Source organism: Mycolicibacterium hodleri (assembly GCF_025822245.1).
GTDB lineage: Bacteria > Actinomycetota > Actinomycetes > Mycobacteriales > Mycobacteriaceae > Mycobacterium > Mycobacterium hodleri.
This window is the reverse complement of record NZ_JACKTL010000017.1, coordinates 162,726-180,569: the sequence shown is the minus strand read 5'-3', so window position 1 is coordinate 180,569 and position 17,844 is coordinate 162,726. Positions and strand designations below refer to the sequence as shown.

The window sequence follows — 17,844 nt, the reverse complement described above, 5'->3', positions numbered from 1 at the left end:
GTTCGCCCATGCCCACCCGCCGCGCGTTCCTGACGGCTCTGACCGGCGTCACGGTCGTCCTGGGCGCCGGCTCCCGGATGCCGACCGCGTCCGCTGCGTCCGGGGCGGTGCCCGCCGCCGACCTTGCCCGCCGACCCTCGCAGTGGGGCATGGCGCTGCCGGGGATCGCGTCGACCTTCGCGCCGTCGGGGCGGCAGCTCGCGCTGACCTTCGACGCCTGCGACCACGCCTGCGACGACGCATTGCTCGACACCCTGGAGCGCAACGGCGTCCCCGCCACCCTCTTCGTGTGTTCGAAGTGGATCGACGCCAACCCCGGCCGGACGGAGCAATTGGCGGCCAACCCGCTGTTCGACATCGGCAACCACGGCACCCGTCACGTCCCGCTGTCGGTGACGGGCCGGTCGGCCTACGGCATCGCGGGCACGAAGTCCGCGAGCGAGGTGGTCGACGAGGTGTCGGGCGAACAAGCCCGGCTGACGGCGCTGACGGGCAGGGCGCCGGCCTTCTTCCGCACCGGCACCGCGCACTACGACGACGTCGCCGTCCAGATCGTGCGCGACCTGGGTCTCACCCCGGTCGGCTTCTCGGTCAACGCCGACGCCGGCGCGACGGCACCGGCCGCCGCGGTGGGCACCGCCATCTCGCACGCGGCGCCGGGGTCGATCGTGCTGGCCCACATGAACCACCCCCGCTCGGGCACCGGCGCCGGTGTGGCCGCCGCGGTTCCGCCGATGCTGGCGGCCGGGTGGCAGTTCGTCCCGCTGGCCGGTCAGGCGCTTTCCTGATCGCTCAGACGAAGTGGTTGTCGTTGGCGAAGAACCACGCTGCGCGTTCCTCGTCGGTCAGCTCACCGAGGTGTGCCAGACCCTCGAAGTAGTGCTCCCGCGGTGCGCCAGGGGCGAACAACATCAGGATCGACGCCGGCTCGTCGGCCTCGTTGCGGAAGCCGTGAATCCCACCGGGTGGCACGTAGAGATAGTCGCCCTGGTGGCCGTCGACCCAGTCCGTGCCGTCGTGCAGGCGCATCCGGCCGGACAGGACGAAGAACGACTCCGACATGGCGCGGTGGAAGTGCGGGCCCGGTCCACCGGCGTTGGCGGCCAGGTTGACGCGGTACAGGCCGTAGTCGCCGTCGGTCTTCTTCTGGTCGGCCAGATAGTGGTATTGCACCAGCCCGAAGGCGTCGTAGTCCGCGGGTTGGTCGGCCCGCCGCAGCGACGCGGAGACCTCCGGTTGGTCGTCGGTGTAGCGGTCGGGCGGATAGGGCGGCACGATCAGCGACACGGCGTCCAGTCTGCTATCCGCCGGACCGGAAGCACCACCCCCGTGTGGTCGTCGGCGGCGGACCGGTAGACAGAACCGGTGAGCACCCCCGACCAGCCGCTGAGCCCGTTACCCACAACCGGCTACGTCTACGAGACGTCATGGCCGGTGGCGACCGGTGACGTCGACGACCGGTTGCGGCTGCGGCTGGACGGGGTGGCCCGCTACATCCAGGAGGCCGGCGCAGAGAACCTGGTCGACTCCGGCGAGGCCGAGGCTCACCCGCACTGGATCGTCAACCGGACCGTCGTCGACGTGCTCGAGCCGATCGAGTTGCCCACCGAGGTCACCCTGCGGCGGTGGTGCTCGGCACTGTCGTCGCGGTGGTGCACCATGCGCGTCGACCTGGTCGGGGCCGAGGGCGGGCGGATCGAGACCGAGGGGTTCTGGATCGCGGTCAACGCCAAGACGATGACGCCGTTGCGGGTGTCCGACACCCTGATCGAGAAGTTCGCCTCCACGACCACCGAGCACCGGCTCAAGTGGCGCAAGTGGCTGGCCGACCCCGACGGCGTCGACGTCACCACGGCGTTTCCGTTGCGCCGCACCGACGTCGACGTCTTCCAGCACGTCACCAACACCGCCTACTGGCACGCCGTCCACGAGGTGATGGCGATGGAGCCCGACGTCTGCGTCCCGCCGTACCGAGCGGTGGTCGAATACCGCCGACCGATCCAGTACGGGGAGGACGTGACCATCGGCTACGTACGGCGTGGCGGCGAGGTCCACATCGCGTTGAGCGTCGGCGACGACGTGCGCGCCGCGGCGCTCCTGCGCAAGCTGTAGGCCGCTAGACCGGGTACGTCACGCCCGTCAGCTCCTCGGACACCGACCACAGCCGGCGTTGCATGGCGAGGTCGTGGGACTTCTCGCTCGACGCCACCACCTTCGGGTAGCCGCGCTGCTCCCCGAGACCGTCGGGGCCGAAGTACTGTCCGCCGAGCACGCCGGGGTCGGTGGCGGCGCGCAGGGTGGGCAGCGCTCCCATCGCGGCGCTCTGGCCGAGCAGCGGACCGAACGCGTTCACCACGGGCTGCAGGGCGTCGGGGAGGTTCCGGCCGAGCTCGGTGCTCGAGAAGCCGGGGTGTGCGGCGACGGCGACCGCGGCGTGCCCGTCGGCCAGCCGGCGCTGCAGTTCGTAGGTGAACATCAGGTTGGCGAGCTTGGACTGGCTGTAGGCGCGCAGCCGGTTGTAGCCGCGCTCCCACTGCAGGTCGTCGAAGTGGATGTCGGCGAGCATCTTGTGTCCGTTGCTGCTGACCGTGACCACGCGGGCGCCGGGCACGTCGGCAATGTGGTCGACGAGCAACCCAGTGAAGGCGAAGTGGCCGAGGTGGTTGGTGCCGAACTGCAGCTCGAATCCGTCGGCGGTCGTCGACTTGGGCGTCGTCATCACCCCGGCGTTGTTGATCAGCAGGTCGAGGTGGTCGAACCGGGACGTCAGCTCGGCGGCGGCGGTGCGGACCGCGGCCAGTGACGTCAGGTCGAGTTCGACGACCGAGACGTCGCCGCCGATGCGTGCGGCGGCTTGCTTGCCCTTCTCGACGTTGCGCACGGCGAGTACGACGTGTGCGCCGTGGGCGGCGAGCGCGGCGGCGGTCTCGTAACCCAGGCCGGTGTTGGCGCCGGTGACGACCGCGATGCGGCCGGATTGGTCGGGGATGTCGGCGGTGGTCCAGTTACTCATGGCTACTCCTGTGTGGTCGACGGATGGGCTTGGGACGCGGGCTGCAGGTCGAACGCCACGCCGGTGAGCTCCTCGGACACCGTCCACAGCCGGCGCTGCACCGCGGTGTCGTGGGAGCGGCGGTTCGACGAGACCACCTTGGGGTTGCCGCGCATCTCCATGAACCCGCCGGGGCCGACGTACTGGCCGCCGGCGACGGCGGGGTCGGTCGCCGCGCGCAAGGACGGCAAGGCTCCCGTCTCGGTGTCCTGCTCCAGCGCCCCGAAGGCCACCTTCAGCGGGCGGGGGAGGTGGCGGCTCAATTCCGAGCTCGAGCCGCCGGGATGGGCGGCGACGGCGACGGTGTCGCGGCCGGCCAGCCTGCGCTGCAGCTCGTAGGTGAACAGGAGGTTGGCCAACTTGGACTGTCCGTAGGCGCTGAAGCGGTTGTATCCGCGCTCGGACTGCAGGTCGTCGAACGCGATGCGACCGAAGCGGTGGCCGATGCTGCTGACGGTGACGACCCGCGAGCCGGGCGTGGCCAGCAGCAGGTCGAGCAGCCGACCGGTGAGGGCGAAGTGGCCCAGGTGGTTCGTGCCGAACTGGAGCTCGAAGCCGTCCTTCGTCGTCGCCTGGGGAGTCATCATGACGCCCGCGTTGTTGATCAGCAGGTCGACGTCGTCGAGCGCGGCGTGCAGTTGGTCGGCCGCCTCGCGGACCGAGTCGAGCGAGGTGAGGTCGAGCTGCTGCAGCGTGACCTGGGCCCCCGGGGTGCGCCGGGCGATGAGGTCTGCCGCGGCCTTGCCCTTGTCGAGGTTGCGGACGGCGAGCACGACGTGGGCGCCCTTGGCGGCGAGCGCCGCTGCGGTCTCGTAACCCAGGCCGGTGTTGGCCCCGGTGACGACGGCGGTGCGGCCGGTCTGGTCGGGAATGTCGGTGATGGTCCAACGCATGACTGCCTCCTGGGTAGGATCGAAGCGGAACGTGCACTCCGGTTGCCGACAACTATACGGAACGCACACTCCGTTTTGTCAACCGAAGGAGGCATGATGACCGATTTGGTTCGGCCGTTGCGTGCCGACGCCGCCCGTAACCGGGCGAAGGTGTTGGAAGTGGCCTACGAGACCTTCGCCGCCGAAGGGGTGGCCGTCCCCATCGATGAGATCGCCCGTCGTGCGGGCGTCGGCGCGGGCACGGTGTACCGGCACTTCCCCACCAAGGAGGCCCTCTTCACGGCCGTCTTCGAGGACCGGGTGCGCCACATCGTCGACGACGCACGCGCGCTGGTGGCGTCCGAAGGGCCCGGCGAGGCGCTGTACGCCTTCATGCGGGGGATGTTGCGCACGGGCACTGCCGACCACGGCCTGTTCGACGCACTGGCCAGTTATGGGTTCGACGTCGAGGCCGCCACCACGGGTGCGGAGAAGGAATTCCTCGGCGTGCTCGGCGAGCTGTTGGCCGCTGCGCAGGGGGCGGGCACGGTGCGGGCGGACGTCGGCGTGCCGGAGGTCAAGGCGCTGCTGATGGTGTGCAAGTCCAACTACGAGTACGGCAACGGGGTAGCCGAGCGGGTCGTCGACGTCATCATCGACGGTCTGCGGGCGTGAGCGAACCTTGCACTCGCCATGGTCGAGTGCTAAAAATGACGTTGGCACTCGCGATCGGTGAGTGCTAGGTCGGGACGGTGAGACTGGGGCCGCAACTGCGGTCGCACACTCCAGTCGTCCGTCGCGGGCACTGAGCCCGACCGAAATACGTGCCATCCCCAATCCGGAGGAACACTTCGCAATGGCCAAGACAATTGCGTATGACGAAGAGGCCCGCCGCGGCCTCGAGCGGGGCCTCAACGCCCTCGCCGACGCGGTAAAGGTGACGCTGGGCCCCAAGGGTCGCAACGTCGTCCTCGAGAAGAAGTGGGGCGCCCCCACGATCACCAACGATGGTGTGTCCATCGCCAAGGAGATCGAGCTGGAGGACCCGTACGAGAAGATCGGCGCAGAGCTGGTCAAGGAAGTCGCCAAGAAGACCGACGACGTCGCGGGCGACGGCACCACCACCGCCACCGTGCTGGCCCAGGCGCTCGTGCGCGAGGGTCTGCGCAACGTTGCGGCCGGCGCCAACCCGCTCGGCCTCAAGCGCGGCATCGAGAAGGCCGTCGAGAAGGTCACCGAAACCCTGCTGGCTCAGGCCAAGGCCATCGAGACCAAGGAGCAAATCGCTGCCACCGCCGGCATCTCCGCCGGTGACCAGTCCATCGGTGATCTGATCGCCGAGGCCATGGACAAGGTCGGCAACGAGGGTGTCATCACCGTCGAGGAGTCCAACACCTTCGGCCTGCAGCTCGAGCTCACCGAGGGCATGCGCTTCGACAAGGGCTACATCTCGGGCTACTTCGTGACTGACGCCGAGCGTCAGGAAGCCGTCCTGGAAGAGCCGTACATCCTGCTCGTCAGCTCCAAGGTCTCGACCGTCAAGGACCTGCTGCCCCTGCTGGAGAAGATCATCCAGTCCGGCAAGCCGTTGCTGATCATCGCCGAGGACGTCGAGGGCGAAGCCCTTTCCACCCTGGTGGTCAACAAGATCCGTGGCACCTTCAAGTCCGTCGCCGTCAAGGCGCCCGGCTTCGGTGACCGCCGCAAGGCCATGCTGCAGGACATCGCCATCCTCACCGGTGGCCAGGTCATCAGCGAAGAGGTCGGACTGTCCCTCGAGACCGCCGACGTCGCGCTGCTCGGCAAGGCCGACAAGGTCGTCATCACCAAGGACGAGACCACCCTCGTCGGTGGCGCCGGCGACGCCGACGCGATCGCGGGCCGGGTCTCGCAGATCCGCGCCGAGATCGAGAACAGCGACTCCGACTACGACCGCGAGAAGCTGCAGGAGCGCCTGGCCAAGCTGGCCGGCGGTGTTGCGGTGATCAAGGCCGGAGCTGCCACCGAGGTGGAGCTCAAGGAGCGCAAGCACCGCATCGAGGACGCCGTTCGCAACGCGAAGGCTGCCGTCGAAGAGGGCATCGTCGCCGGTGGCGGCGTGGCCCTGCTGCAGGCGGCCCCGTCGCTCGACGAGCTCAAGCTCGAGGGTGACGAGGCGACCGGCGCCAACATCGTGCGCGTCGCGCTGTCGGCACCGCTCAAGCAGATCGCCTTCAACGGTGGTCTCGAGCCCGGTGTCGTGGCCGAGAAGGTCTCCAACCTGCCCGCGGGTCACGGCCTCAACGCCGCGACCAACGTGTACGAGGACCTGCTCAAGGCCGGCGTCGCAGACCCGGTCAAGGTGACGCGCTCTGCGCTGCAGAACGCGGCCTCGATCGCGGCGCTGTTCCTCACCACCGAGGCCGTCGTCGCCGACAAGCCGGAGAAGGCGTCCGCTCCCGCGGGCGACCCGACCGGTGGCATGGGCGGCATGGACTTCTAAGTCCCCGTACGAAGGGAGCCCGGCGTCGCGTGCGACGCCGGGCTCTTTCGTGTTCATCGGTCGCCGAGTGTGCAGGCTGCCGGTGGATCATCGACGATTCGGCGCCGACAACCTGCACGGTCGACGTCAGACCGGGCAGCCGGCGTCCCTTAGCTTGGCCCGTACCCGTTCAAGGATGACATCGGGGCGACGCAGCATTTCGGCACTCACGCGGATGACTGACCAGCCGAGGGCCTCCAGCATGGCGATGCGTTCAATGTCCCAGGACCGCTGCCTGCCATCGGACCAGTGCTGTACGCCGTCGTACTCGACGGCCACCTTCCACTGTCGCCACCCCATGTCGACGCGGATGACGACGTCGCCACGGCTGTCGCGGAATTCGATCTGAGTCTCGGGCCGCGGCAGCCCGGCAGCTGTCAACAACAGGCGAACCCGGCTTTCGCGAGGAGATTCCGCCCCACCGTCGACTAGTTCGGCGAGCGCCCGCCACGCGCGGACGCCGCGGGCACCCCGCCTGCGATCGGCAAGGCTCAGCACGTCTGCGACCTCGAGGCGCGTCGCGTTCAACAAGGCGTCGAGGATGGGAACCGCTCGAGGAAGAGGAAGTGACCGGCCGATGTCGAATGCAGTCCGAGCTGCCGTCGTCACGCGCATTCCTTGTCGTTCGCAGACCTCATCGGCGTCGAGGGCGTAGGACCGGACGATGATTCCGGCAGGACCGTGTCGATTGGCCCGCACCACCTCCGCGGGCGAATTGGGGTCCAGCCACTTGGTGCCGTGCACGGCCGCGGCCGACATCCCGGCCAGGACGGCGTTCGGTCCTGCAAAGAGCCAGGCCGCCCGCGCTCGCAACTCAGCCGTCAGCTCGACGTCGTTGGCCACGTAGACGTTGCGATGGACGGCGCGGTAGCGGGTGCGGAGACAGTGATCGGTGATCTGACCGCGGCGTACCGTCTGGATGCCGAGAATGGGATTCGTCATGACGGCGACGGTGGTAGACCCGGCCGACGATTTCCGCCAACGGCGATGAGTTATCCACAGCCGGTGCCGCCGAGTGTGCACGGTGTCGGTGCCAATGCGACGATCCGCCACCGGGTAACCGCACGCTCGCGCTAGATCTCCGCGAGCGGCGTCGGCTTGAGCAGAAGCGTCGCGACGACGGCGATCGCCGCGGTCGCGACGAGGTAGCCGCAGGCGAGCCACGGCGTACCGCCCGCCAGGCCGATCAACGCCGTCAGGATCAACGGCGTCAGCCCGGAGGCGTAGACGCCGGAGAGCTGGTAGACCGTCGACAGCCCGGTGTAGCGAATGCGGGCCGGGAACAGCGAGGCGTACAGCGTGCCCTGCGCTCCGTAGAACAGCGCGTGGACGATGCCGAACACCAGCACCATCCCCACTGCGTACAACCAGATGTCCCTGGTGTCGAAGAGGGCGAAGACCGGGAACACCGCGACCCCGTAGGCGGCGATTCCGATGGCGTACACGCGCTTCGGGCCGAATCGGTCGGTCAACAGCCCCGACACCGGAATGAGGACCGCCATCAGCAGGGCGGCGACGGTCACGGAGACCAGCACCGGGATCTTGTCGAGTTTGAGGGTGCCGGTTGCGTAGGAGATGGCGAACACGCCCCAGGTGTTGAAGGCGGCGCCCTCACCCCATCGCGACAGCATTCCCAGCACCGTCGAACGCAATGCCGGCGGCTTGAAGACCTCGCGCAGCGGCACCGCGACCCGATCGTCGCTGTCACGGACCTTCTCGAACGCGGGCGTCTCGGTGGCCTTCAACCGCACCACGATGCCGAAGACGACCAGCACGATGCTGAACAGGAACGCGATGCGCCAGCCATACTCCAGGAAGGCGTCGTCGGGCAGCGCGATCTGCAGGAGGGCGAAGACGCCCGTGCCCAAGGCCAATCCGACGGCCAGCCCGACCTGCGGGATGCTGCCGAACAGCCCACGCCGCCGCGGCGGCCCGTGCTCGACGGCCAGCAGGACCGCACCCGCCCATTCGCCGCCGAGGGCGAAGCCCTGCACGATCCGCAGCACGAGCAACAGAATCGGTGCGAGGACGCCGATCTGTGCGGCGGTGGGCAGCAGACCCATGAGTGCGGTCGCCCCACCCATCAGGAACATCGTGATTGCCAGCGTCTTCTTGCGCCCGATTCGGTCACCGACGTGGCCGAAGACGAAGCCTCCGATGGGGCGAACCAGGAAGCCGACCGCGAAGGTGGCAAAGGCCAGCAGGGTGCCCACGAACGTCGTCTGGTCAGGGAAGAACGCCTTGTTGAACACCAGGCTTGCGGCGGTGGCGTAGAGGAAGAAGTCGTACCACTCGATGGTGGTGCCGACCAGGCTGGCCCACAGCGCGGTACGAGCCTGCGGCGAGATGACGAGGGCTTCGTCGCCGGCGGGGGCGTTCATGACGGTCACGGGAGTCAATCACCTCGTGTCCAGAGGCCGATGACCACCGTTGCGCGCACGGTGATCCGAAATCGGGGTCGGAAGAACAAGATCAGTGAATTTGCGCGAACGTCAGTACTCGACTTTTGGGCGTCATATGATCCGGACGGCGACAGGGGGTCGCTGGGCTCCACGGGCACCGGTGCAGCGCGTCAGAGCTCGCAGCCCGTGACCGCGCGGGCATAAGAGTGCAGGCACGACTTGACCTCGTCGCGGGAGCGGCGCCCCGACAGCACCTCCATCTGGTAGCCGTCCTCCATCGCGACGACGTTGCCTGCGAGCAGGCGTGGGGGATCGCCCAGCGTGAAGTGCCCCTGCGTCTGGCCGAGGGTGAAGATTGCGCTGTAGACCGCGATCTGGCGTTCGGTGAGAGATGAGTCCAACACGGCGGCCTTGGGATCGCGCAACGAGCGCGGCCAGAACTCGAACAGCAGCCGCACCAGTTCGTCGTCGGGGCCGGTGGCCACCCCGTGGTCGATGCTGGCGCGCAGCCGGTCGCGGGCGTCGGGGAACCGTTCGGCGACGCGTTCGCGCTCCTGGCTGAAGCGTTCGATCGCCTGCTTGTAGGTGTCGTAGGTCAGCGCGTCCACGTCGCCGTAGTAGAGCACCGCCGCCGGAGTGACACCCGCCTGCTCCGCGATGTCGCGCAGGCGCACGCCCTCCAGGCCGCGTGTCAGCACGGCCCGCCGCACGGCCTCGCCGAGCTCGGTTCGACGGGCTTCCTGGTCCTTCTTCCGTGCCACTGGCAGTGTCCTTCGCCGCGGTAATCGTTACAACGAGATTCAAAGGATACCTGTGCAGCTATTGACACCTGGATCACCTATCCGTTAAATCAGTATTTAACGAATAGTCCAAGGAGCGTCATGTCCCTTCACCCGTCCGCCGCCCGCGCGGAATCCCCGTCGGATCCCCCCGGCAAGGGCCTGCGCACCAACTCGGTCGGATTGCTCGCCGTCGTCGCGCTGGGTCTGGCTTCCGTGGCCCCCGCCTACAGCATCGCGGTCACGCTCGGCTTCGTCGTCATGGTCGTCGGGCACCTCGCACCCGCCGCCCTGTTGGTCGGCTTCCTGCCGATCCTGTTGACGGCGTTCGCATTTCGCGAGCTGAACGCCGAGATGCCCGACTGCGGAACCACGTTCGTCTGGAACACCAGGGCCTTCGGTCCGTACGCGGGCTGGCTCTCCGGTGGTTGGGTCGTGCAGATCGCGACGCTCATCGCGATGGCCGCACTCGCCCGCGTCGGTGCCGGCTACCTCCTGACGTTGTTCGGCTTGGAGTCGTTGGCGGACAACGACGTTGCGGTGATCGCCACGGCCGTGCTGATTCTCGCCGCCGTCACCGCCACGGCCTACCGGGGTCTTCAGATCGCGGCCGAGGTCCAGTACGTGCTCCTTGGTCTGCAACTGGTCGCGCTGTTCTGCTTCGGAGCTGCGGCGTTCGTCCGTCCGGGAGCCGAGGCGCCCAGCCTGTCCTGGCTCAACCCGTTGGCGTTCGACGGTTTTGGTCCGTTCGCCGAAGCCGTGTTGCTGTGCCTGTTCATCTACTGGGGCTGGGATTCACTCATCACCGTCAACGAGGAAACGAAGGACAGCGATCGGACCCCCGGCCGGGCGGCGGTGCTCTCGACCGTGCTCCTGCTGGGCACCTACCTGTTCACCGCGTTTGCGGCGATCAGCTTCGCTGGCACGGGAACCGACGGTCTGGGTCTCGGCAACGCCGACAACGCAGCCGACGTGCTCAAGACCCTCGGACCACCGGTGCTCGGCGCCGCGCTGGCGAAGGTCGTCGAACTGGCCATCTGCGTGTCCGCTGTCTCGGCCCTGCTCACCTGTGTGATCAGCAGCCCGCGCACCACGCTGTCGATGGGAAGCCACGGAGCACTCCCCAAGGCGTTCAGTCGAATTCACCCCACGTTCCGCACCCCCGCCTTCGGCACGGTGTTCTTTGGGGTGGCCGCGGCGGTGCTGCTCGCGGTCTTGGCGACGGTGTCGGCCAACTTCCTCGGCGATGCCATCCTCTCGGTGGGGCTGCTCATCGCCTTCTACTACGGGGTCACCGGGCTCGCCTGTGTCTGGTACTTCCGCCGCCGGTTGACGGCATCCGTTCGCGACCTGTTCCTGCGGGGCATCCTGCCCGCCGTCGGCGGCCTGATCATGCTCGCGGCGTTCGCCCGCAGCGCGCATGACATGCTTGCTCCGACCTACGGAGCGACGTCGTTCCACGGAGTCGGCGGAGTCTTCCTTCTCGGCGTTGGCGCCATCGGCGTCGGGGTGGCGGCAATGCTCGTCGTGCGCACCCGGTTTCCAGACTTCTTCCACGGCGGCCACGAGGCCGTCGCCACTCCGACCGTCACCGAGGACAACTGATGCGAACACTCACCATCGCCGCCATCCAGACCACTCCGGTGCCCTACGACATCGCCGCCAGCTGGGAGCGGTTCAGCGACCAGGTCCACGCGGTGCGCGGCACCTTCCCCCACGTGCAACTGGTCGTGGTGCCCGAGCTGATGCTCTCTGCCGAGGCGCCGCTGCTGAAGGCGCGTGCGGGGTGGATGCGGGAGGTGGCCGAACCCATCCCCGGGCCCACCACCGACCGAATCTGCCAGCTGGCCAAGGACACCGGGCTGTGGCTGATCCCGGGCTCGCTGTACGAGCGTGGTGACGACGGCAAGGTCTACAACACCGCGGTCGCCGTGTCACCGGACGGCGAGATCGCCGCGACGTACCGCAAGGTGTTTCCCTGGCAGCCGTACGAGCAGACGACCCCCGGTGACGAGTTCGTGGTCTTCGACGTCCCGGGCGTGGGCCGCATCGGTCTCGCGATCTGTTACGACGGATCGTTCCCCGAATCCGCCAGGCAATTGGCCTGGCTCGGGGCCGAGGTGATCATCCAGCCGACCTTGACGACGACGCGCGACCGTGAGATGGAACTGGTCTGCGCCCGTGCCAACGCATGGACCAACCAGCTGTTCCTCGTGAACGTCAACGCCGCGGATCCGGCAGGTGTCGGGGGCAGTTGCATCGTCGATCCCGAGGGCACCGTGCGTCAGTTGGCCGGAAACGGTGAGGAGGTCCTGATCGATTGTCTGGATCTGGACACCGTGACTCGGGTGCGGACCCACGGCTCCTTCGGTCTGAACCGGCCGTGGGATCAGCTCGCCCGCTACGGTGCGGACGTTCACCTGCCGATGTATGGCGGGGCCATCTCGACCCCCGCTTGGCATCAGGCCGGGGCGGACTGCCTGCCGCGCACCAGCTTGCCGGGTAGCGCCGACGTCGGCACGCCGTTCTCGGCGATGACCTCACCGGATACCACGGTCGCGACGTAACCGTCGGCGGTCTGGTCGAGGCGGCGACCGCCGGCGGGCAAATCGCGGACGATCACGGGCGTGTGCAGCGTCAGAGCGGCATGGTCGACGACGTTGAGGTCGGCCTTGTATCCGACGGCGATGCGGCCCCGGTCGGCAAGGCCCGCGACCCGTGCCGGCGCCGACGTCAGTTCGCGGACCGCGTCGGCCACCGTAAGTCGGCCCGACGGACGGTCGCGAGCCCAGTGCGCCAGCATGTAGGTGGGAAAGCTTGCGTCGCAGATCATTCCGTAGTGCGCGCCGCCGTCGCCAAGGCCGAGTACGACGTCATCGCGCTTCATCAACTCGGCGACCGTGTCCAGCGAGCCGTCGCGGAAGTTGGCCAGGGTGACGAGCAGCATGGCGCGGCCCTCGTCGTCGAGTACCCGGTCGTAGGCCTCCTCGAGCGGGCTGACGCCCCGGGCACGCGCGCGAGACGCGATGCTGTCGGACCGGGCCGGCTCGTAGTTCGGTGGGTCGCCGATGGGGAACATCCACTCCCAGGCCTGGGCGGCGAACATCAGCGGATGCCCGTCGGACGCCGGCTGGTCGGCCAGGATGCGCTCTCGCACATGGGGTTTGCGCATCTCGGCGACACGTTCGGCCAGCGGTAGGTGGGCCAGTTCGCGGTAGCTCGGATAGAGGATGAACGGGTTGCCGGACAGCTCGAGGCCGATCATCAGCCCGATCGGTCGCGGGAAGATCTGCGCCGAGACCCGAGGATCATCTGGGCCGCGTTCCGCATTCGCCTTCTCGACGAGGTCGAGGCCGTCGAGGTAGAACGGGTCGCCCGCGTTGCCGATCGCGAGCGTGAACGTGACCGGGAGGCCGACGTCCGCCGCGACGGCGAACACCGTCTCGAGGGCTGGGCCGTAGTCTCCGGCGACGAGGTCGGGCACGAACTGGATCAGGCCGCCGCCGGCGTCCTTGACGCCACGGGCGATCGCCTCGATCTCGTCGCGGCCGGCGTTGAAACTCGGTATGGGCTGGCCACTTTCGCTCTTGTGCAACGTCAACCGCGACGACGCGAAGCCCAGCGCGCCCACCTCGACGGCCTCCGCGGCGAGCGTGCGCATCTGGGACAGGTCCTCGGCGGTGGCGGCCTCTCGGTCGACGCCGCGCTGGCCCATCACGTACACCCGCAACGGCGAGTGCGGAAGGAGCGCTGCGACGTCGATGTCCCTGCGACGGCCGTCCAGTGCGTCGAGGAACTCGGGGAACGTCTCCCACGTCCACGGCAGACCGTCGGTCATCACCACGCCCGGAATGTCCTCCACGCCCGCCATCAGGTCGACCAGGGTGTCGTGGTCCTCCGCGTGGCACGGTGCGAAGCCGACGCCGCAGTTGCCCATCACGGCGGTGGTGACGCCGTGTGCCGATGACGGCGTCATCCGGTCACTCCAGATGGCCTGACCGTCGTAGTGGGTGTGAAGGTCGACGAACCCGGGTGTGACGAGCAGGCCGGTCGCGTCGATTTCGCGCGTCGCGTCGCCGTCGACCGCGCCGACCGCGGCGATGACACCGCCGGCCACCGCGACGTCGCCCGTGAACGGCTCACCGCCGAGGCCGTCGACGATCGTGCCGTTGCGGATGATCAGGTCGTAGCTCATTGGCCGAATCTACGGCGGTGTCGGTGCTTCGTGCCACGATGAGTCTCGTGATCGACCACTTCGGAATCGTGTGTGCCGACTACGGCAAGTCGCAGCAGTTCTACGACGCGGTCCTCGGTGCGCTGGGGTACACCCGGCAGATGGAGTTCGGGCCCGCCATCGGTTACGGCAGCGGTGGCAAGCCGGACTTCTGGATCGAGGACGGTGCCGACCGCGAGGTTGGTGCGGCCATCCACTTCGCCTTCCAGTCCGCGGGGGTCCAGCAGGTCGAGGGCTTCTATGACGCCGCGATGGCGCTGGGCGCGGAGTCGCTGCACGCCCCGCGCCTCTGGCCCGAATACCACCCCGGTTACTTCGGCGCCTTCGTCAGGGATCCCGACGGCAACAACGTCGAGGCCGTGTTCCACGGGGCGTCGCCGGCTGACGGTTGAGGCCACCCGGCACCAGGTAGCGTCGCAACCATGTCCGACACCGACATCTCCGTTGCCCGTGAGCTGCTGCGCGATTCGTTCACCCGACTCGCCGAACACGTCGACGACCTCGTCGACGGCTTGACCGACGAGGTCGCCTACTACCGGGCCACCCCGAACGCCAACACCGTCGCCTGGCTGTTGTGGCACAGCGCCCGGGTGGTCGACGCTCAGCTCAGCGAGATCGCCGGCGCCGACCAGGTCTGGTTCCGCGACGACTGGGTGGGCAGGTTCGACCTCGACCTGCCGAAGGACTCGAGCGGCTACGGCCACGACGCCGAACAGGTCGCCAAGGTGCGTGCGTCGGCGGATCTGCTCGGCGGGTACTACCGCGCCGTGCACTCGATGGCGCTGTCCTACGTCGCCTCGGCCACCGCGCAGGACCTCGAGACGATCGTCGACAAGCGGTGGACGCCACCGGTGACTGCGAGTGCCCGCATCGTCAGCATCGTCGACGACTGCGCGCAGCACCTGGGTCAGGCGGCCTACGTCCGAGGGCTCGTCGGCGACGAATGACGCCGGCGGTGAAGTGGTGGCCGGCGGTCGGCCTGCCGCTGATGGTTGCGCTGGGACTGGCAGTCGGCAACGGGTCGACGCGACTCGACGACTGGTTCATCGAAAACGGTTCTGACGCTCATCCACGGTTTGGTTGGCTGTTGCTCTTCACGATGCCCTTGCTGCTCGTGATCATGCTCGGGACCGCTGCAGCGGTGGCGCTCTACCGGCGCCATTGGCGGCTGGCCGCAGTGGTGGTCGTGACGCCGTTGGCGGGCGTCGTCGCCGTGCGTCTGCTCAAGCGCCTGTTCGGCCGGGAGCGGGAGGGCGCGCTGGCCTACCCCAGCGGGCACGTCACGGTGCTGATGACGGTGCTCGGAATGGTCGTCCTCGTGTGGGGAACGCGGCGGTGGCTGTTGCTGGCGGTGACGGCGTTCGCCGTGCTCGGCACCGCGGGACAGGCGCTCACCTATCACTACTTCACCGACACGATCGGGGCAGTGCTCCTCGGCAGTTCACTTGTCGCGGCGGCCGCGGTCGCGGCCAAAGTTGACGGGTGTCAACCCCGCTGCGATCTAGATCACAGCAGCGGCTAGCATGAGGTCATGACAGCAACGCCTGAAGTCGACGCGGTCGCCAACGTCCTCAATCCGGCCACCGGGGCCGTCGCCGGAACCGTCCGTTGGTCCGACCCCGCCGACGTCGCCCGGGTCACCACCGGTCTACGTCACGCGCAGCGGGAATGGGAGGCGCGCGGCGCCGCCGGACGCGCCAAGGTGATCGCCCGGTACGCCGTGTGGCTCGGGGAGCACCGCGAGGAGATCGAGTCGCTCCTGATTGCCGAGACCGGCAAGTCGGCGACCGACGCGGCCCAAGAAGTGCCGCTGTTGATCATGATCGCGTCCTACTACATCAAGACGATGGAGAAGGCGCTGGCGCCCGAGAGCCGGCCGGCGTCGCTGCCGTTCCTGTCGATCAAGAAGATCGCCGTGCACTACCGGCCCCGACCCATCGTCGGGATCATCGCGCCGTGGAACTACCCGGTCGCCAACCTGCTGATGGACGGCATCGCCGCCCTCGCGGCGGGCTGCGCCGTGCTGCTCAAGCCCTCGGAGCGCACCCCGTTGACTGCCGAGCTGCTGCAGCGCGGGTGGCTCGACTCGGGCGCGCCCGAGGTGATGGCGATCGTCCAGGGTGCGCGCGAGGCCGTCGAGGCCGTCGTCGACAATTCCGACTACATCCAGTTCACCGGATCCAGCGCGACCGGCGCGAAGGTGATGGAACGTGCCGCCCGCCGGCTCACCCCGGTCAGCCTGGAACTCGGCGGCAAGGATCCGATGATCGTGCTGGAGGACGCCGACGTCGACCTCGCCGCGCACGCCGCGGTGTGGGGCGCCATGTTCAACGCCGGCCAGACGTGCGTGTCCGTCGAGCGGGTGTACGTGCTCGAGCAGGTCTACGACGCGTTCGTCGAGGCCGTCGTCCGCGACGTGAAGAACCTCAAGATGGGCGCGGGGGAGGGCTTCGACTTCGGCGCCCTGATCGACGAGAGCCAGGTCGCCGTCACCGCCCGCCACGTCGACGACGCCGTCGCCAAGGGGGCCAAGGCGCTGACCGGCGGCACGCGCCCGAGCGGGCCCGGCAGCTTCTACCCGCCGACCGTGCTGGTCGACGTCGACCACTCGATGGCGTGCATGACGGAGGAGACCTTCGGTCCGACGCTGCCCATCATGAAGGTGAAGTCGGTCGCCGAGGCGGTCCGGCTCGCCAACGACAGCCCCTACGGACTCAGCGCGTCGGTGTTCTCCCGTGACGTCGAGCGAGCCAACGACGTTGCGCTGGAACTGGATTGCGGCGCCGTCAACATCAACGACGTGATCTCCAATCTGATGTGCACCACCGCGCCGATGGGTGGGTGGAAGACGTCGGGCATCGGCGTGCGCTTCGGCGGCGCGGAGGGCCTGCGCAAGTTCTGTCGCCAGGAGGCCATCGTCGCCCCGCGGACCAGCGCCGGGGCGGGCGGCAATTACTACAACAACTCGCCCAAGGCGCTGAAGCGGATGAACGCGATGATGACGAAGTTCGCGTTGATTCGTCCCAAGCGCACGGCCAAGTAGGGCGCTGCCGCAGCGCACCGTCCGTTCACCTGGGCGTCACCCTAGATTCGGCAAGAGTCGTTACGTTTCGCCGGTGACCCTGGACGCCCATGCCCTCAACGGCTACACCGTGCGCGATGACGACGACGACGATCCCGAGCTGATCATCCAGCCCACCGGCGAGGTCGTGGACACCTGGCGGGAGAACTATCCGTACGAGGAGCGCATGAGGCGCGACGAGTACGAGGAGCAGAAGCGGCTGCTGCAGATCGAGCTGTTGAAGCTGCAGAAGTGGAGCCAGACCCACGGGCACCGGCACGTCATCGTGTTCGAGGGCCGCGACGCCGCCGGCAAGGGCGGCACCATCAAGCGGTTCATGGAACACCTGAACCCGCGCGGGGCCCGCGTGGTCGCGCTGGAGAAGCCCACCGAGCGCGAGCGCACGCAGTGGTACTTCCAGCGCTACGTCAACCACCTGCCCGCCGCGGGCGAGATCGTGCTGTTCGATCGGTCCTGGTACAACCGGGCCGGCGTCGAACGCGTGATGGGGTACTGCTCCGGCAAGCAGCACGCCGAGTTCATCCGGCAGGCCCCGCTGTTCGAGCAGATGTTGGTCAACGACGGCGTCAGCCTCACCAAGCTGTGGTTCTCCGTCACCCAGGCCGAGCAGCGCACGCGGTTCACCATCCGGCAGGTCGACCCGGTCCGGCAGTGGAAGCTCTCACCCACCGATCTGGCGTCGCTGGACAAGTGGGAGGCCTACACCGCGGCCAAGGAGGACATGTTCGCCTGGACGGACACCGAGATGGCGCCGTGGACCGTGGTCAAGAGCAACGACAAGAAACGCGCCCGCATCAACGCGATGCGCTACGTCCTGGGTAAGTTCGACTACGACAACAAGGACCACGACGTGGTCGGTCGAGCCGACCCGCTCATCGTGGGACGCGCGCTGGCCGACTGAC

The 17,844-nt window shown here is 68.2% G+C and carries 18 protein-coding genes; 11 read left to right on the top strand and 7 right to left on the bottom strand.

Annotated elements, in window-relative coordinates:
• Nucleotides 1-8 precede the first annotated feature (8 nt).
• Nucleotides 9-788, top strand: a complete 780-nt coding sequence (locus H7J06_RS04860) for a polysaccharide deacetylase family protein (RefSeq protein WP_264037480.1) — start codon at nt 9-11, stop codon at nt 786-788.
• Nucleotides 789-792: 4 nt separating this feature from the next.
• On the opposite strand, the gene H7J06_RS04855 is transcribed toward H7J06_RS04860, so the two are convergent.
• On the bottom strand, nt 793-1,287 hold the full coding sequence (locus H7J06_RS04855; RefSeq protein WP_264037479.1) for a cupin domain-containing protein: 495 nt from the start codon (nt 1,285-1,287) through the stop codon (nt 793-795).
• Between the two features lie 78 nt (nt 1,288-1,365).
• Here H7J06_RS04855 and H7J06_RS04850 point away from each other — a divergent pair, with 78 nt between their 5' ends.
• A complete protein-coding gene (locus tag H7J06_RS04850) occupies nt 1,366-2,112 on the top strand; it encodes an acyl-[acyl-carrier-protein] thioesterase (protein WP_264037478.1) in 747 nt (248 codons plus the stop codon).
• Between the two features lie 4 nt (nt 2,113-2,116).
• On the opposite strand, the gene H7J06_RS04845 is transcribed toward H7J06_RS04850, so the two are convergent.
• Both H7J06_RS04845 and H7J06_RS04840 read right to left on the bottom strand, forming a co-directional pair.
• Nucleotides 2,117-3,013 carry an SDR family NAD(P)-dependent oxidoreductase gene (locus tag H7J06_RS04845; protein WP_264037477.1) on the bottom strand — a complete coding sequence of 299 codons (897 nt, stop codon included), beginning with the start codon at nt 3,011-3,013 and terminating at the stop codon, nt 2,117-2,119.
• Between the two features lie 2 nt (nt 3,014-3,015).
• Nucleotides 3,016-3,945, bottom strand: a complete 930-nt coding sequence (locus H7J06_RS04840) for an SDR family NAD(P)-dependent oxidoreductase (RefSeq protein ID WP_264037476.1) — start codon at nt 3,943-3,945, stop codon at nt 3,016-3,018.
• Nucleotides 3,946-4,041: 96 nt separating this feature from the next.
• Here H7J06_RS04840 and H7J06_RS04835 point away from each other — a divergent pair, with 96 nt between their 5' ends.
• Complete coding sequence (locus H7J06_RS04835; RefSeq protein WP_264037475.1) at nt 4,042-4,599, top strand: TetR/AcrR family transcriptional regulator; 558 nt, start codon at nt 4,042-4,044, stop codon at nt 4,597-4,599.
• A 181-nt stretch (nt 4,600-4,780) separates the two neighbouring features.
• A complete protein-coding gene (groL, locus tag H7J06_RS04830) occupies nt 4,781-6,406 on the top strand; it encodes a chaperonin GroEL (protein ID WP_264037473.1) in 1,626 nt (541 codons plus the stop codon).
• Between the two features lie 126 nt (nt 6,407-6,532).
• On the opposite strand, the gene H7J06_RS04825 is transcribed toward groL, so the two are convergent.
• From H7J06_RS04825 to H7J06_RS32325, 3 genes are all read right to left on the bottom strand, one after another.
• Complete coding sequence (locus tag H7J06_RS04825) at nt 6,533-7,387, bottom strand: DUF559 domain-containing protein (protein WP_264037472.1); 855 nt, start codon at nt 7,385-7,387, stop codon at nt 6,533-6,535.
• Between the two features lie 131 nt (nt 7,388-7,518).
• Entirely contained in the window at nt 7,519-8,826 is a 1,308-nt protein-coding gene (locus H7J06_RS04820; protein ID WP_264037572.1) for an MFS transporter, read from the bottom strand.
• Between the two features lie 191 nt (nt 8,827-9,017).
• Nucleotides 9,018-9,608: a TetR/AcrR family transcriptional regulator gene (locus H7J06_RS32325; RefSeq protein ID WP_264037471.1), complete on the bottom strand. Its 591-nt coding sequence runs from the start codon at nt 9,606-9,608 to the stop codon at nt 9,018-9,020.
• A 120-nt stretch (nt 9,609-9,728) separates the two neighbouring features.
• On the opposite strand from H7J06_RS32325, the gene H7J06_RS04810 reads away from it, so the two are divergent.
• A complete protein-coding gene (locus H7J06_RS04810) occupies nt 9,729-11,231 on the top strand; it encodes an APC family permease (protein ID WP_264037470.1) in 1,503 nt (500 codons plus the stop codon).
• A complete protein-coding gene (locus tag H7J06_RS04805; RefSeq protein WP_264037469.1) occupies nt 11,231-12,193 on the top strand; it encodes a carbon-nitrogen hydrolase family protein in 963 nt (320 codons plus the stop codon). Before H7J06_RS04810 ends, H7J06_RS04805 begins: the two co-directional genes overlap by 1 nt.
• Here H7J06_RS04805 and H7J06_RS04800 read toward each other — a convergent pair.
• Nucleotides 12,088-13,821: an N-acyl-D-amino-acid deacylase family protein gene (locus tag H7J06_RS04800; RefSeq protein WP_264037468.1), complete on the bottom strand. Its 1,734-nt coding sequence runs from the start codon at nt 13,819-13,821 to the stop codon at nt 12,088-12,090. The two genes, H7J06_RS04805 and H7J06_RS04800, sit on opposite strands and share 106 nt — an antisense overlap.
• Before the next feature lie 47 nt (nt 13,822-13,868).
• Between H7J06_RS04800 and H7J06_RS04795 the strand changes: the two genes are divergently transcribed.
• From H7J06_RS04795 to ppk2, 5 genes are all read left to right on the top strand, one after another.
• Nucleotides 13,869-14,252, top strand: a complete 384-nt coding sequence (locus H7J06_RS04795) for a VOC family protein (RefSeq protein ID WP_264037467.1) — start codon at nt 13,869-13,871, stop codon at nt 14,250-14,252.
• A gap of 30 nt (nt 14,253-14,282) precedes the next feature.
• A complete protein-coding gene (locus H7J06_RS04790; RefSeq protein WP_264037466.1) occupies nt 14,283-14,807 on the top strand; it encodes a mycothiol transferase in 525 nt (174 codons plus the stop codon).
• A gap of 8 nt (nt 14,808-14,815) precedes the next feature.
• Nucleotides 14,816-15,382: a phosphatase PAP2 family protein gene (locus H7J06_RS04785; protein WP_264037464.1), complete on the top strand. Its 567-nt coding sequence runs from the start codon at nt 14,816-14,818 to the stop codon at nt 15,380-15,382.
• Nucleotides 15,383-15,391: 9 nt separating this feature from the next.
• Nucleotides 15,392-16,903, top strand: a complete 1,512-nt coding sequence (locus H7J06_RS04780; protein WP_264037462.1) for an aldehyde dehydrogenase family protein — start codon at nt 15,392-15,394, stop codon at nt 16,901-16,903.
• Nucleotides 16,904-16,976: 73 nt separating this feature from the next.
• A complete protein-coding gene (gene ppk2, locus H7J06_RS04775) occupies nt 16,977-17,843 on the top strand; it encodes a polyphosphate kinase 2 (RefSeq protein ID WP_264037461.1) in 867 nt (288 codons plus the stop codon).
• Nucleotide 17,844: the final 1 nt, after the last annotated feature.

Excerpts from the sequence above, each read along its gene's own strand:
- H7J06_RS04800 (WP_264037468.1), bottom strand. The coding sequence starts at position 13,821 with ATGAGCTACGACCTGATCATCCGCAACGGCACGATCGTCGACGGCCTC.
- H7J06_RS04820 (WP_264037572.1), bottom strand. The coding sequence starts at position 8,826 with ATGAACGCCCCCGCCGGCGACGAAGCCCTCGTCATCTCGCCGCAGGCT.
- H7J06_RS04840 (WP_264037476.1), bottom strand. The coding sequence starts at position 3,945 with ATGCGTTGGACCATCACCGACATTCCCGACCAGACCGGCCGCACCGCC.
- H7J06_RS04780 (WP_264037462.1), top strand. The coding sequence starts at position 15,392 with ATGACAGCAACGCCTGAAGTCGACGCGGTCGCCAACGTCCTCAATCCG.
- H7J06_RS04790 (WP_264037466.1), top strand. The coding sequence starts at position 14,283 with ATGTCCGACACCGACATCTCCGTTGCCCGTGAGCTGCTGCGCGATTCG.
- H7J06_RS04835 (WP_264037475.1), top strand. The coding sequence starts at position 4,042 with ATGACCGATTTGGTTCGGCCGTTGCGTGCCGACGCCGCCCGTAACCGG.
- H7J06_RS04825 (WP_264037472.1), bottom strand. The coding sequence starts at position 7,387 with ATGACGAATCCCATTCTCGGCATCCAGACGGTACGCCGCGGTCAGATC.
- H7J06_RS04805 (WP_264037469.1), top strand. The coding sequence starts at position 11,231 with ATGCGAACACTCACCATCGCCGCCATCCAGACCACTCCGGTGCCCTAC.
- groL (WP_264037473.1), top strand. The coding sequence starts at position 4,781 with ATGGCCAAGACAATTGCGTATGACGAAGAGGCCCGCCGCGGCCTCGAG.
- H7J06_RS04810 (WP_264037470.1), top strand. The coding sequence starts at position 9,729 with ATGTCCCTTCACCCGTCCGCCGCCCGCGCGGAATCCCCGTCGGATCCC.
- H7J06_RS04860 (WP_264037480.1), top strand. The coding sequence starts at position 9 with ATGCCCACCCGCCGCGCGTTCCTGACGGCTCTGACCGGCGTCACGGTC.
- H7J06_RS04845 (WP_264037477.1), bottom strand. The coding sequence starts at position 3,013 with ATGAGTAACTGGACCACCGCCGACATCCCCGACCAATCCGGCCGCATC.